This is a genomic window from Nocardioides korecus (assembly GCF_054778395.1).
In genome coordinates this window covers 68,704-82,354 of record NZ_BAAGZO010000002.1, presented here as the reverse complement: position 1 = coordinate 82,354, position 13,651 = coordinate 68,704, and the positions used below count along the sequence as shown (strand labels likewise).

Annotated in this window: 12 protein-coding genes, 1 tRNA gene and 1 pseudogene; 3 read left to right on the top strand and 11 right to left on the bottom strand. The window is 69.6% G+C overall.

The genetic code is table 11. The features are described 5' to 3' along the window. Window positions 1-277: 277 nt before the first annotated feature. From ACYVDA_RS03675 to ACYVDA_RS03650, 6 genes and pseudogenes are all read right to left on the bottom strand, one after another. The gene (locus tag ACYVDA_RS03675) at window positions 278-1,117 is read right to left on the bottom strand and encodes an undecaprenyl-diphosphate phosphatase (RefSeq protein ID WP_036491690.1); all 840 of its coding nucleotides are present in this window, start codon (window positions 1,115-1,117) and stop codon (window positions 278-280) included. Further along, entirely contained in the window at window positions 1,114-1,758 is a 645-nt protein-coding gene (locus ACYVDA_RS03670; protein ID WP_299932606.1) for a phosphatase PAP2 family protein, read from the bottom strand. The genes ACYVDA_RS03675 and ACYVDA_RS03670 overlap by 4 nt, the downstream gene beginning before the upstream one ends. Window positions 1,759-1,796: 38 nt before the next feature. Beyond that, the gene (gene crcB, locus ACYVDA_RS03665) at window positions 1,797-2,168 is read right to left on the bottom strand and encodes a fluoride efflux transporter CrcB (protein ID WP_010834970.1); all 372 of its coding nucleotides are present in this window, start codon (window positions 2,166-2,168) and stop codon (window positions 1,797-1,799) included. Next, window positions 2,165-2,496, bottom strand: a pseudogene (locus tag ACYVDA_RS03660) (DUF190 domain-containing protein). Before ACYVDA_RS03660 ends, crcB begins: the two are co-directional and overlap by 4 nt. 32 nt (window positions 2,497-2,528) lie before the next feature. After that, window positions 2,529-3,101, bottom strand: coding sequence for a fluoride efflux transporter FluC (locus ACYVDA_RS03655; protein WP_232211550.1), 573 nt, complete (start codon window positions 3,099-3,101; stop codon window positions 2,529-2,531). 280 nt (window positions 3,102-3,381) lie between these two features. Further along, the gene (locus tag ACYVDA_RS03650; protein ID WP_084622977.1) at window positions 3,382-4,449 is read right to left on the bottom strand and encodes a YeiH family protein; all 1,068 of its coding nucleotides are present in this window, start codon (window positions 4,447-4,449) and stop codon (window positions 3,382-3,384) included. A 122-nt stretch (window positions 4,450-4,571) separates the two neighbouring features. Here ACYVDA_RS03650 and ACYVDA_RS03645 point away from each other — a divergent pair, with 122 nt between their 5' ends. Next, window positions 4,572-5,501 carry a LysR family transcriptional regulator gene (locus tag ACYVDA_RS03645; RefSeq protein WP_460815140.1) on the top strand — a complete coding sequence of 310 codons (930 nt, stop codon included), beginning with the start codon at window positions 4,572-4,574 and terminating at the stop codon, window positions 5,499-5,501. A 403-nt stretch (window positions 5,502-5,904) separates the two neighbouring features. Here the strand turns inward: ACYVDA_RS03645 and mobF are convergent, their stop codons facing one another. Both mobF and ACYVDA_RS03635 read right to left on the bottom strand, forming a co-directional pair. Beyond that, window positions 5,905-9,489 (bottom strand): MobF family relaxase, encoded by a 3,585-nt coding sequence (mobF, locus tag ACYVDA_RS03640; RefSeq protein WP_460815139.1) that lies wholly within the window; start codon window positions 9,487-9,489, stop codon window positions 5,905-5,907. Between the two features lie 241 nt (window positions 9,490-9,730). After that, complete coding sequence (locus tag ACYVDA_RS03635; protein ID WP_460815138.1) at window positions 9,731-10,447, bottom strand: hypothetical protein; 717 nt, start codon at window positions 10,445-10,447, stop codon at window positions 9,731-9,733. Here ACYVDA_RS03635 and ACYVDA_RS03630 point away from each other — a divergent pair. Both ACYVDA_RS03630 and ACYVDA_RS03625 read left to right on the top strand, forming a co-directional pair. Next, on the top strand, window positions 10,446-10,802 hold the full coding sequence (locus ACYVDA_RS03630; RefSeq protein ID WP_460815137.1) for a helix-turn-helix transcriptional regulator: 357 nt from the start codon (window positions 10,446-10,448) through the stop codon (window positions 10,800-10,802). The genes ACYVDA_RS03635 and ACYVDA_RS03630 overlap by 2 nt on opposite strands. Continuing rightward, window positions 10,799-11,881 carry a tyrosine-type recombinase/integrase gene (locus ACYVDA_RS03625; protein WP_460815136.1) on the top strand — a complete coding sequence of 361 codons (1,083 nt, stop codon included), beginning with the start codon at window positions 10,799-10,801 and terminating at the stop codon, window positions 11,879-11,881. Before ACYVDA_RS03630 ends, ACYVDA_RS03625 begins: the two co-directional genes overlap by 4 nt. A gap of 58 nt (window positions 11,882-11,939) precedes the next feature. Here ACYVDA_RS03625 and ACYVDA_RS03620 read toward each other — a convergent pair. The 3 genes from ACYVDA_RS03620 to ACYVDA_RS03610 all read right to left on the bottom strand — a co-directional run bounded on the left by ACYVDA_RS03620 (window position 11,940) and on the right by ACYVDA_RS03610 (window position 13,650). Beyond that, window positions 11,940-12,015 (bottom strand) — tRNA-Ala (locus tag ACYVDA_RS03620). A gap of 62 nt (window positions 12,016-12,077) precedes the next feature. Continuing rightward, a complete protein-coding gene (sepX, locus tag ACYVDA_RS03615) occupies window positions 12,078-12,986 on the bottom strand; it encodes a divisome protein SepX/GlpR (RefSeq protein WP_460815135.1) in 909 nt (302 codons plus the stop codon). A gap of 61 nt (window positions 12,987-13,047) precedes the next feature. Further along, window positions 13,048-13,650 (bottom strand): GNAT family N-acetyltransferase, encoded by a 603-nt coding sequence (locus ACYVDA_RS03610; RefSeq protein ID WP_460815134.1) that lies wholly within the window; start codon window positions 13,648-13,650, stop codon window positions 13,048-13,050. Window position 13,651 lies beyond the last annotated feature (1 nt).

The following is a 13,651-nucleotide window of genomic DNA, read 5'->3' as shown; positions in this document are numbered from 1 at the left end:
GACACGTCCGGATCTCCGACTCGGGGGCCACCGGGGGGCCACAGCCGGACGACGGATCCACTGGCTCTGTTCACAGCCGCCAGGCCGACACGTCCGCGCGCGAATTCCGGCCCGAGCGTGTGCTTCTACACCGCGGCAGAGCGTCCCGAATGCGGATGGGCGCGCGGAGCGACGAGCCGTTACGGCGAGGTCACCCCAACCCTGAGCCCAAACGCCACGAGGGCCGTGCCGCTCGGTGCCACCCTCCTCGGTTTGAAGATTCCGGACCAAGGACGAGTCACGTGGCGCTGACCAGGCCTGTCAGCAGTCCCCCGACGAGCACCGCTGCCAATCCCAACCGGTAGGGGACGAAGACGGTGATCGGGTGTCCGGCCACGAGGCGGAGTAGCCACGCAATTGATACGTAGGCCACGACGAAGCTCACCGCCGTCGCCACCACGGTGGGCCACCAGCCGACGGTGGTGGAGATCTGCGAGGCCGTGATTAGCCCCTCGTAGGCGCCGGCCGCGACCAGCGCTGGAATGGACAAGAAAAACGACACCCGGGTGGCAGTGACCCTGTCCAGTCCAAGAAAGAGCCCTGCGCTGATGGTGGCTCCGGAACGAGAAACCCCCGGCACCAGCGCCACGCACTGGACAATCCCGATCACCACCGCATCGCGCACGGTGAGGTCGCGGCCCGCTTGCCCGCGCCGCGGGGAAGACCGCTCCGCCAAGACCATGACGAAGCTCCACGCCACGAGTGCGACGGCCACGACCCACAGGGAGCGTAGGGGGCCGGCGACCAGGTCCTTGGCGAGCAAGCCCACGACACCGATCGGGACGGACCCCGCAATGACGCACCAGGCCATCCGGTACTCGGGTCGGTGCCGCTCCCCGGGCACGACAAGTCCCCGACACCACGCCACCGCCAGTGTGCGGATGTCGGTGCGAAAGTAGACGAGAACCGCAGCGATTGCCCCGACCTGAATGAGAGCGGTGAAGGCGGTGACGCCGGGGTCATCAACCGGCAACCCGAGCAGCTCCTCGGCGATCGTGAGATGGCCGGTGCTCGAGATCGGCAGGAACTCCGTGACCCCCTCGACGATGCCCAGCAGCACCGCCTCCCACAAGTTCACCACCCGCTCCCGGAGGACGTGACCCGGAGGAGCAGCAGCCACCCCGCCAGAGCGATGCACAGCCCCAGCAGGTTTCCGGCGACGACATCGCTGAGGTAGTGGACACCCAAGAAGATCCGGTCCACCGAGATCACAAGGTAGACCAGCAGAGCGAGCAGCACGACCAGCCGCCGACTCCATCCCGGACCCATCATCGCCAGCGCCACGAGGATCACCGCGGCCGCGAAGGTCCCTGCCATCGCGGCATGCCCCGAGGGGTAGGACAAACTGTGCTCGACCGCGATCGGCTCGAGCCACTCCGGGCGCGGGCGGCTGAGCAGGAGCTTGGTCGAGGGGGCGATGACGTTCTCGGTCACGGTGACGGCGACGAGCCACGCCGCCAAGCACCAGTTGCGCTTCCGGGCCAGCAGCAGCGGGAGAAGCACCAGCGCGAGAAGCACCAGCACCGCACGCAGGACCATCGGCTGCCCGTAGGTCGCCACCGCGACCCAGAACGAGCTTCGACCGGCGTGGCCCCAGGTGGAGTGGTAGCCCCAGTCAGCGACCGTCTGGTCGAGCCGCGCGAGCTGCTCCGAGCCCACGGCCAACGCGATGGTCAGCACGCACAGCAGGACGGCCGCGACAGCCAGCAGCCATCTCACCCAGCGCGGCCGCGGTCCTCGGACCGGCGTCACCTCGCTCACAGGAGCGCGGCCGTCATGGCGTACCCGCCGGCGCACGCGCCCAGACCGATCGCCAGGCTCGCGAGGCAGTTCAACCCCGCGGCGAGGACCGAGCCTTCCTCGAGCAACCGGACGGTCTCGAACCCGAAGGTGGAGAACGTGGTGAGGGCACCGCAGAACCCGGTGCCGACCAAGGCCAACACCCACGACGGCACCCCAGCGCCGGTCACCGCAGCCGCCGTGACGCCCAAGACCAGCGAGCCGGTCATGTTGACGGTGAAGGTTCCCCACGGGAAGACGCTGTCGTGGCGGGACTGGACGACCAGGTCGGTGAGGTAGCGCAACGGAGCGCCGATAGCGCCACCCAGCAGCACCATCGCAACTGTCATCGCCGGTCCTCCCCCGGGCCGGCCGGGCCGGCTGGTCCTCTGCCCGCGTAGCGGATGACCTCGACCGGCTCCACGATCACCATGCCCTCGAGCTCCAGCCGCTCCAGCTCGGGGAAGCCACGAATCTGCTCGTCGGTGTCCACGATGACCACCGCGACAGGCGGGTCCTTGCGGAGCGACCACACCTGGGGGTGTGGATGTGGTTCGACTTGCCGAACCCCTCGATGCCACGAAAGGCGCTGGCCCCGTCCAGCCCGGCCCGGTGCGCCAAATGCACGATCTCGGTGTAAACGGGATGGTGGTGCACCTGGTCGGACTCCCCCACCATGATCGTCAGCCTGCTCGCTGGACCCCGCAGCGTCATCGGTTCCTCACCTCGTCATCGTCGTGCGCGAACATGGAAGACTCGGGAGGTGCTGGATGTCGGGGTCGTGACCGTCTCGGCCTGAGTGCGATCAACCGTGCGGAGGCGATCCCGGCCCAGACGGCGAGCAGGCCGGCCAGGAGGGACCCTCCTAGATATGCGAACGCGGTGAGGACCTGTCCTTCGCCGAGCAGGAGGCGTGCGTCGAGCATGTAGGTCGAAAAGGTGGTGTAGCCACCGAGGAGGCCGACGCCCAGGAACGGGCGCACGTACCGCTGCGACGGCCACACGTCCAGCACGAACACCATCAGCACGCCGAGCGCGAACCCACCAGAGACGTTCTCAACGAAGGTCCCCCACGCGAACTCGGTCCCGGACCATGGGAGGAGCTCACCGACACCCCAACGTGCCAGGCTCCCCAGTGCACCGCCGGCGCTGATGGCGAGCAGCACGTCCCACTGCGACGTGAATAAGGAAGGCAACCGGTGGACCGTGCCGGTGAGCCTGTCACCGGACGTATCGGGATCGATCGGCAGATCGCCGACGTCGGGGTCACTATTTTCGGGCACACGAACTCCTACCTGTCTCAGGTAGGGACTGTTGGTGGCCTGCCGCCACGGTTGTCGGCGAGCCCCACCGCCATCGTGTGCGCTCATGCTAACCAACTGCGACACTCACCGGCGAACCCGGACACCCCGAACACATCAGCGCGGACCGCCCAGCGTTTGGGATCCCCGACGATCACGCCGAAGGGTCGGGCCATGTTGGGCCAGGTTGGGCGCAGGAGTGCCCGAACCACACGACCCACCCACCGCGGGGTTGGTCGAACCGACCACCACCCCTTGCCCGTCATGCGCCGGTGAGCTGTACGCCGGCGTAGGCGACCCCCGCGACGAGGACCCATGACATGAGGCCGAGCACCAGCGCGCGGCCTCCGGTGCGCCGCAGCACCGGGAGGTGGATCCCGGTGCCCAGACCGACCAGGGCTGCGGCGAGCAAGACCTCCTGGAGGACCTTCGCGCCGTGCAGGACCGGGTCGGGCAGGAGCCCGGTGCTCGCGACGGCGATCGCTGCCAGGAAGCCGGCGACGAACAGGGGAAGCAGCGGTGGGCGGCGCCCCGTCGCCGCCGCGGGAGTGCGACGCCGCAGCGCAACGGCGGTCCCGGCGACCAGCGGGGCGAGGAGCACGACGCGGCTGAGCTTGACGACGACCGCGGTCGTCAGGGCTCCCGGTACGCGGTCGGCTGTCGCGACGGTCTGGCCCACGTCGTGCACGCTTGCGCCGACCCAGCTGCCGAACGCAGCAGGGTCGAGCCCGAGGGGCTCACGAAGCAGCGGGAGCAGCACGATGGCCAGGCTCCCGCACAACGTGACGAGCGCGATTGCGACCGCCGTGTCGTCCTCGTCCCCGCCGGCGACCTCCTCCATCGCGGCGACGGCGGAGGCGCCGCAGATCGAGAAGCCGGTGGCGACGAGCAGGGACCGGGCCGGCGGCACACCCAGCAGCCGCCCAAGCAGGCGCGTTCCGGTGAACGTGACCGTGACGGTGGTGACCACGACGAGGGCACCGCGCGGCCCCAGGTCGAGCAGCTGTTGCAGCCCCAGCTGCAGGCCAAGCAGCACGACGGCCAGGCGCAGGAACCGGTGTGAGGCGACGTGGGTGCCGACGTGCAGGGAGGGGTGGTGCAGCCCGATGTTGACCGCGAGCGCGCCGATGACCACAGCGACGGTGGAGGGGTTCACCGCTGGGACCAAGGCATGCACGCCGAACGCGACGCCGGTGGCGGTTGCGACGGCGAGCAACCCAGGTACCGGACTGCGGTGCCCGGGCTCGGGAGTGGGCGGGCAGGACGGGCGGCAGCGGCTGCCGGTGCGGTGTCGGTGGACAGGGGCTTCGTGGGCCGTGGTCACAGGCATTCTCCTTCGTCGGTACTTCCAGCCTGCGCCGGCAGACGGGCGCTCGGTAGACATCCTGGATCGATGACGTCATCCACCGGACTGATGGCGGGCTCTAGAGTGGGTCGATGACTCTCACCCGGGTGCCCGACCTCGACACCCTGTCGCTGCTCCTCGAGATCGTTGCCAGCGGCAGCCTGAGCAAGGCCGGTGCCTCCCGCGGGCTAAGCCAGCCTGCCGTGAGCGCACGGGTGCGCGGACTCGAACGGCTGGTCGGGTTCGCGGTCCTCACTCGCTCGGCCCGTGGCTCGAACCTCACCCCAAACGGTGCACTGCTGGCCGAGTGGGCACGTGGGGTCCTCGCTGCTGCGGACGTCCTCGAGGCGGGCATCGCGTCCCTGCGCGGCGACCGCATCGCGCGGCTGCGGGTCGCGGCGAGCTTGACCGTGGCCGAGCATCTACTGCCGGGCTGGCTCGTCGTGCTGGCCGCAACGCATCCGGACACCGCCGTCAGCCTGACCGCAGGCAACAGCGACACCACGGCGGCCGCGGTTCTCGCGGGCGACGCCGACCTCGGCTTCATCGAGGGCCCCGACCTTCCCTCCGGCCTGTCCGCTCAGGTCGTGGCGACCGACCGGCTCGTGGTCGTCGTCGCGCCCGCTCACCCGTGGGCCCACCGCCGTAGATCGGTAGAGGCTGAGGAGCTGGCCGGAACGCGGCTGGTGCACCGCGAAGCCGGGTCGGGGACCCGCACCGCGCTGGACCGAGCCCTGACCCCGTTCGGTACCCCCACCCAACCCCTGCTCGAGGTGTCGACCAGCAGCGGCGTCCGCTCCGCAGTCATCGCCGGAGCCGGCCCGGCCGTGCTCTCCGACCTGGCAGTGCACGACGACGTCGCAGCCGGCCGCCTAGTCCAGGTCCCCATTCACGGAGTCGACCTCGACCGCTCGCTACGTGCCGTCTGGCTCACCGGCCAGCGACCGGTCGGCCCGGCAGAGGACCTGCTTCGGCTTGCAGTCCCCGAGAGGCCACGAGCCCGGCGTCTACCCCGGAGCAGAGCGCGAGTTCGTTGAGGATCGCTGGCGCTACCGTGACTCGCGCGAGCTGGTCAACGCGCCACAAACTACTGGTCACACAGAGCGCCACCGCAGCAGGATTGGCTCGCGGAGCGCGCCAGCGCAGGATCGTCACGCGGAGCGTGACCGCAGCGGGAATCACAAACGGACTCGCCGCGGACCAGGGGGCCCAATGATGGCTGGTTGTCCCGGAAGGCCAGTCCGGTGACATGCACCGGGGACGGGTCCCTATCCGGAGACCAGTGCGCTCCCCCGCTCTGACACCGGCGACCGATCAGAATCAGCTCGGCAAGATGCTCCGCAGCCGGCTCGTCAATGTTCGCTTCACCCCTACCAAGTGCGTCGGCCGGGCTCGTCTGGCGTCAATCCGGCGTCCGCGTCAAGGACCGAGGACCGCTCGCTAGATGCTCGGACTCTGCCTATGCGCCTGTTCCGCGAGCCTCGACAGTTCCCTGCTGCCGGGCGCGGAGCGCGTCTGCGTCTCTCTACCTACGCCCGCCGATGTCTCCAGGGTGCGGACGGCTTGTGTGACCGGCTCTGGAGGTTCGCTCATCGCTCGGAGCGCACGAGCGGCATCTGCGGGCGGCAGGGCGTCGAGCTCGCACAGGAGTTGCTCGGCGCCCTGTGCTCGCGCGCGCAACTGCGCCGTGCGGCGCCGGATGTCGGCAGCCCGGCGATTGCCGAGGAACTGTCGACGGCTGTCTGCTCGCACGTTCTCCTGGTCGCCGTCGATCAGCGCCAGCCTGTCGACCGCACCTGCCTTGTCGCGGCCGGCGTCGAGGACGCTCGGATGATCGTCGGTGGCCAGATCGGCTGCCTGCTGGGCCCAGCGGTTGCGGTCGGCTCCTGGGGTCGGCGCGGTTCCCCAGCGAGAGGCGACCGCAGAGGTGAGCCTGCCATGATCGCTCGACCTCTCTTCAGCAGCCCGTTCCGCGGCGCGTCGCCCGAATCTGCCTGAGTGGCGGGCTGCTGCGTTGGCCGCATACATACGGCCCGCAGCCTCTGCGATGGCGTCGGCAGCCTGGGCAGCCTGTTCCAGCAGGTCCGCATGAACTGCGGCACGAATGGCCTCCTCGCTTGCTTTCGCTGACGCGACCGCGTTTTCGTAGGGTGCCCGGATTCGCTGATGCTGGCTGTCCAGGGTGGCGAGCGTCGCGAGGGCGCTCTCCCAGCGGTCGGCCTCGGCGTTAGCGCGGTCGATGTCGGAACGCAGTCGGGCGCGTTCGGATGCGACGTACTCGACGTCGGCGTCGATGGTGGAAGGTGCGACGAGTCCGGCAACGGCTTCGCGCGCCGTCCGGGCCGCGTGCTCGAGCCCGCGATCTGCGCGGTCCCGTTCCATCGCGGCAGCGAACTGCTCGCGCGCCTCTTCGACGTCGGCCGCGACAACGTGGAGCAGGTTGGCCTCACGGCCGCGCGTCAGGCCGACGTAGATGCCGGCAGCATCCAGGCCCAGACTCTCAAAGGCGCCGCTGGTCGGGCTGTTGACGAGGGCGTGGGCAACCTCGCTGGTCGCGCCCTGGACGCCGTAGGCAGTTGAGGCGTACGCAAGGTGGACGTGCTCGGCAACGTAGGCGGCCGGGAGGCGTCTGCTCGTTCGACGTCCAACCGCGCCTGCTGGTAGGACCCAGACGTCACCCTCGTCGTCGGCCCCCTGGACGATCCAGGTCTGCCGGTTGGCAACCCCCAGCGCGTTGTCGTTGCGACGGGTCATGACCAGGTCGCCCGGCCCGACCGGGAGGCCATCAGACCCTACGGCGGCGGTGACGTCGGGGATCTCGCCACGGGCGACGCGCGCCTGGCGCATCGCAGCATTGACCTCTCTGGCCTGGTCATTGGTCGCGACTGTGAGGGCATCACCGGGTCGCGCGATGTCTGCCAACAACGCATGCATCGCTTCCGTCGACTCGTGGAGCCGCACGAGGCCGAAGTGCTGCAGGCGATCGAAGAGCTGCTCGGCACGCTTGCCGTCGCGCAGGTCGAGGGTGAAGGCCGCGTAGGTCGGGTCTGCGAAGCGGTGGATGCCGGTCAGGTCATGGACCGCGAGTCCAGACGCGCTGACGAGGTCAGCCGCGATGTCGAGGACGCCGCCTCGGCCCACCGCTGGCAGTTGGGCGCGATCACCGACCAAGGCGATGCTCGCTCCGGTCTCGGCCGCGACGATCAGGAGGGCGGTGGCGGTGTCCTGGTCGAGCATGCCTGCTTCGTCAACGACGATCCGCTCCGTCGCACACAGCCTTCCGCGTGTGGGTGGGCCGGCATAGACGGCACCGGTCACCGGGTCGGATTCACCGGGCATCAGGCGGCGCCAGACGCCGTCACTGTCCCAGCGCCACCCGTAGGCGTGGACCAGAGCGGCCACAGAGTCGGTGGGTACGCCAAGTTCCTGGGCTGCGACAGCGGCGGCCTTCTTCGTCGGGGTGACTATCCGTGTAGGTCGTCCGTGAGCCTCGGCCGCGGCGATGGCGGCGCCGAGCATGGTGGTCTTTCCTGCACCTGCTGCGCCCTCGACGATGACCAGCGGGGTTGTCGACGCGATCGCGGCCGCAGCCTGGGCCTGATCGGTGTCCAGTCCACGTTCTGTCGCGAGCCGTTCGGCGGCCTCCGCCTCCCCGGATGCCATCGCATCCACCTCGCCCCCGGCACGCCCGCTCGTTTCGACACGGGCGACGACCAAATCACGCAAGGTCTGCTCTGCCGCGACGACGCTGATCGCGGTGAGGTGGGCGACGTGCTCGGGATGGGCCATCGTGGGCGGCAGTACCGAGAGGCAGTTCGACGCGGCGAGGTTCGTCGCGAGGGTGATCAGGTCGCGCAGATCGCCACCGGTCGCGGTGATGCCGGCCTCGGTGACCACGTGCGTGACGTGCATCTGGATGTCGTGGATCGTCCACGTCGATGCCCCCGCGGCGCAGCGGTCGAGCGCCCGCTCCGCGAGCTCTTTCACACTCAGGTCATCGATGCTGACGGGGGCTGGCGAGCGGACTGAGCGGAACCGTGGATCTGTCCGATAGCCAGCGGCCGCCAGTTCGCGGCGCCAGCCCTCCTCACAACCGAGCTCCTCAGGGGCCGGCTTCTTGTGCGGTCGTTGGTGATCCCAGGCGCGGGCGAGCATCCTGGCGCGCACGACCGGTCCGGGCTCCTCGCCGGGATGGGCGTCCTCCCATGCAGCATCCAGGACGGCGAGATTGTGCTCGACCTGGGCGGCGCGCTTCGACAGCACCACGTTGTACTGCTCGAGTTCGACGACCTCGCCGGTGACGTGGTTGAGGCTCAAACCGTGGGCGGCGAGCACGCGCGTCAACTCGGGGTGGGCGGCGATGACTGCGCTTCCGAGCGCCCGGATCGCGCCCTGCTGTTTGAACAGCGCAGCCGTGTCGAGGCCGCGCCACTTCCCGGCCGCGAAGACACGAGTGCCGATCTGGAAGTGGATGTGGCGATGCGGGTCCCCCGCCCGAGAGGTCTTGTGGACGACCGCCACGGTCTCGAGCTGGTCCACACCGACGACCTCTTGTAGCCCACGAGGACCGACGCGGGTGACCGAGTGCGGGGCCAACCATGAACGGATCTCCGCGACCGCGCCCGCCTGCGCGCGATCGAGCGCTTCGGAGACATCGGGATGCAACGCGGCGGCGATCGAAAGCGACTTCGGAGCGTTGATCACCATCTCGGCGAACCGCGGCGACCCCCGCCTCGCACCCCTATCCCTCCGCTCCCCCGGCGCCGTCGCCTCGCCTTGACTGGGAAGCCGAGGGGTGCCGCGAGTTGCTCCAGTGAATGGATTGCGCCAGTCCACCCAGTCCGCGTACTGCTCCGGCGTGAACACGCCGTCCGCCGTCACATTGCCGTCACGATCAAGGACGACGAACTCGGCCAACGCGGTCCCCGCCTCCAGGTAGTACTCATCAGCGGTCGAGCGGTCCGACTCCATATAGCGGCGTGCGGCACCGCCGGTGCCACGGAACAGGATGACCCCACCCTTCACGACCGGACTCCCACACCTCTCCTATCGCGTGTATCTGCGCGTGCATACGCTAATACCTTAGGTAGCATACGTCCATCAGTTTGGGATGGGAAGGAGCAGAGGAAAGGAGAGGCAAGGAAGGCGAGCGGCGCAGAGGAGGGGCGATAGAGGGAGGGCGGCAGAGAGGGCGGGATGAAGCGAGAAGGAAGGCATAGGCGCGACAGCAGAGGCGAGGGAGCAGAGGCGAGGGAGGCAGAGCGGGTCAGCCGGCGCGGCCGCGACGCCCTGGGGGCAGCAGGCCACGGTTCCGGGCCTTCGCCACCCATCCCTGCGCGGTCGTCAGTGCGACTCCGTTGATCTCGGCCATCGTCGCCGTCGGGTTGCGATCACCCTGCTTGACCAGCTGCCCGTGCTGGAGTGCGACGCGCTCGTAGAAGTCCGGGTCGGTCTTGCCGGTGCCGGCCAGCGGCTTGAGCAGGTCGCGGCGGGCAACCCTAGCACCGGAGGGCAGGACGATCTTGTTGCCGGCTAGGGTCTCGGTGGACTTCATCGCGAAGAGGCGCTTGTTGACCGAGGTCTCGATATACGCCGTCGGCAACTCACGCAGCAGGCGTGAGGTGATCGGATCGCCCGGGACCCGCGGCAGATAGACCACGCCGGTGATGCGCACCTCCTCCGGAACCGCGAACGCCTGGCGCTGCAGTCGGATATACACACGGGTCCCCGAGTCGACGTGCTCGAGGTAGCGCCACAGCCCGCCGGCCGGCTCGTTCGCCGCCGCGTCCTCATCGGCATCAGGGTCCGTCGACGTCCGCGCGAAGTCGTCGTACCCGAGGATCTCGTCGATCCGTGCACTCTCGTCACTCGAGCGATGGCCCGGAAACACCGTCGGCAGATGCCACCCCGGAGGCATGTCCGCGGGCGTCAGCAGGTCATCAGCGTCCTGCTGGGCGTACGGGGGGTCCTCGGGATGTCTCATGGCCCCGAACCTATCGAGAATCAGCCCCGATGTCAGGTGCTTGCATTTCCACGCGAAGAAGTGGAGAATCGAATGGTTCGGCAAAACCACGCGCAAGGGCGGCGATGATGGTGAGAGCTACACGATGAGGAAGCGCGACAGGGCGAGCAGCGCGGCAGCACCGGAGGACTACGCGACGAGCGGCGCGGAGTTCCTGATGTCCGAGGAGGTCGCGCTGTGGCTGCGGGTCTCCCAAGCGACGCTGTGTCGTTGGCGTCAGTCCGGCTGTGGGCCACGCGTGACGTGGATGTCGAGGACCTGCCCACGCTACCGGCGCTCCGACGTCGAGAGCTGGTTGAAGAAGGTCTCCGCGTGAGCATCTCGAAGACTCCGAACGGCCGCTTCCGCGCCCGACTGAAGAGCGGTCGGGTCAATGTGGCCAGCAAGGTCTTCGATACCAAGCGCGAGGCTACGGCCTGGCTCGCTCGCGAGCGCGCCGCGTTGGCAGGCGGGGTCGATCCACGAGCCGGGAAGGAGCGGGTTAGAGACGCGGTGCAGCGCTGGCTCGTCATCCGGTCGACGACGGTCGCACAGAAGACCTACCGCGCCGACCAGGACGTCGAGCGGCTGACCACGGCCAGCGTCCTCAACCTCCACCTCTCGGCCGTCTCGGGCCGGGAGGTCGCGCGCGTCTTCGAGCATCTGCTCGCGTCCGGGCTGGTCGAGTCCTCGGTCGTGCGCTACCGCGCGAGCCTGTCCTCCTTCTTCGGCTGGTGCGTGCGGGAGAAGCTGATCGCGACCAATCCCGTCACCGCAGTGCCTGTCCCGAAGAGCTCCGAGGAGCGCACGGAGATGAACCCGTTCACCGAGGACGAGCTCGAGACTGCGTACCGGGTTTGGCGGGAGCAGAACGCCTGGCTCGCGGACATCCTGCTGGTCCTCGGCTGGACCGGTCTGCGTTGGGGCGAGGCCCGAGCGATGACCGTGGGCGACGTGATGGAGGTGCCGGCACCGGGCTTGATCGTTCGCCGATCAGCACCCGAAGGCATCGCCACCAAGGCCACCAAGAGCGGGCGATCACGGCGCGTCCCGATCGCCAGCCGCGTGCTCCCGATCGTCGAGCGGCTCAAGGTCGGCAAGAAGCCGAGTGACCTGCTCTTCACCACCGCGTCCGGCTCCCGCCTCCACCGCTCCGCGGTGCTGCGCACGATGAAGTGGGAGCGGACCGGGCGGGGCCGCCGCATCCACGACCTGCGACACACCGCCGCTTGCCTCTGGCTGGCGCGCGGTGTCGATGTCAGCACGGTGCAGACCTGGATGGGCCATGCATCGATCGCGACGACGAACCTCTACCTGCACCACCTCGGCACCGGGGCCGATCTGGCCGGTCTGGAGCGCCTCAACAGGGCGCGGGGGGCCACCGGGGGGCCATCCGCCGGACGCGCGGGCGAATAACAACGACGAAGCCCCCGGGCGATCCGTGCGTTTCCGCAGGCCACCCGGGGGCTTCACTTGGTGGAGCTGAGGGGATTCGAACCCCTGACCTTCTCATTGCGAACGAGACGCGCTACCAACTGCGCCACAGCCCCATGCGCTGGTCCAGCGCGAGGAAGAAACTACCACCCTTCACCCGCCGGCCGGACCCAGGGGGTCAGCCCCCGACGACCTTGCTGCCGGCCATCGCCTGCGCCTCGGCGTCCTCGGCGGCCTGCTCGGCGGCTTCGCGGGCGACCGCGGAGTCGGCGGCGTCGTGGCCCGAGCTGGTGATGCCGGTGAGCTCGATCGTCCGGACCGTACGCCGGGCGCGGGCCTTGTTGACGTACGTCGGGAGCGTCAGCGGCAGCGGGTCCCAGAGCGAGCCGGCGTCGGAGAGCGCGGTCTCGATCTCCTCGCGGCGCTCGGCGGGCTGGTCGTGGGTGAGCTCCTCGAGCGCCACCTCGGTGTCGTCGACGGCGGACGGAGAGACGGGCGAGGCCGGCGCGGAGGCCTCGGCGGGAGCGACCGGGGCCGCAGCAGCCGGACGCTCGACCGGCCGGCCGGTGGGACGCTCGGAGCCGGGGGCCTGGCGCGCCTGCTGCATCCGGCGCACCGAGACGCGGGCCAGGGCCAGGAAGGTGAAGACGAGGACGACGGGGACGGCCACAAGCCAGACCGGCACCACGCCACCGAGGGCGAGACCGCCGACGACCACGAGGGTGGCCAGCAGCACCGACAGCACGCGGCGGCGGTTGCGGGCGGCGCGGCGCGCCGAGGCGCGGGTGGGCAGCACGGAGGCAGCCGTACGACGGGTGGGGACGCTCTCCTCGGACACCTTGACCACGGTCTCCACGGTCTCGACGACGACCTCGTCGGCGGGCGCCGCGGGAGCGGACGCCGAGGACGAGCCACCGGTGACGCTCGCGGTGACACGGCGGGCGCGGGTCAGGATGCGCACCTTGTCGGTGTGCCCCTGCTCCAGCCGGTCGCCGGCGACCTCGTCGTGGTGGGACAGCGCCTTGGGGATCAGGTAGACGGCCCATGCGAGCACGAGCACCACGAAGATGATGGGAGAGAGGTCCACGGGCACCACCGTAGGTGGGCCTAGCAGAGGGGTCTGACAGGCGCGGCGGTGTGTCGCGAGATCACTGGTGTGACGGGTGTGAAATCGGGTGGTCGCCGGGCGTGTCGAGCCTCGGGAGCAGTCCTCCGGGGGCGTCCTCGGCCGTGATCGCGAACAGCCGGTGGTCGCGCCAGGCGCCGTCGATGTGCAGGAAGCGAGGGGCGTAGCCGACCTCGGAGATCCCGAGCTTCTCCACCACCCTCAGGGACGCGGCGTTCTCGGGCCGGATCGCCACCTCGAGCCGGTGCAGCCCGACGGGACCGAAGCAGTGGTCGGCGGCCATCGCGACCGCGCGGGTGGTGATGCCGCGACCGGCGTACGCCTCGTCGATCCAGTAGCCCACGGAGGCGAATTGCGCCGACCCGCGCACGACGTTGCTGATGGTGAGCTGACCCACGAAGCGCTTCTCGTACTCGATCACGAACGGCAGCTGCCGTCCCGCGCGGGCCTCGCGCCGCATCTGGCGCACCATCGAGGCGAAGCTGCGCGGGCGCGCCTGCGAGGTCGAGGGCGCGGTCGCGTCCCAGCGACGCAGCCAGCTGGCGTTGTTCTGGCGCACGCGGCGCCACACGTGCCGGTCGTCCTGGGAGATGGGCCGCAGCCGCACCCCCTCGGAGTTCAGCACC

Excerpts from the sequence above, each read along its gene's own strand:
- crcB (WP_010834970.1), bottom strand. The coding sequence starts at position 2,168 with ATGACAGTTGCGATGGTGCTGCTGGGTGGCGCTATCGGCGCTCCGTTG.
- ACYVDA_RS03635 (WP_460815138.1), bottom strand. The coding sequence starts at position 10,447 with ATGAGACATCCCGAGGACCCCCCGTACGCCCAGCAGGACGCTGATGAC.
- ACYVDA_RS03630 (WP_460815137.1), top strand. The coding sequence starts at position 10,446 with ATGGCCCCGAACCTATCGAGAATCAGCCCCGATGTCAGGTGCTTGCAT.
- ACYVDA_RS03650 (WP_084622977.1), bottom strand. The coding sequence starts at position 4,449 with ATGCCTGTGACCACGGCCCACGAAGCCCCTGTCCACCGACACCGCACC.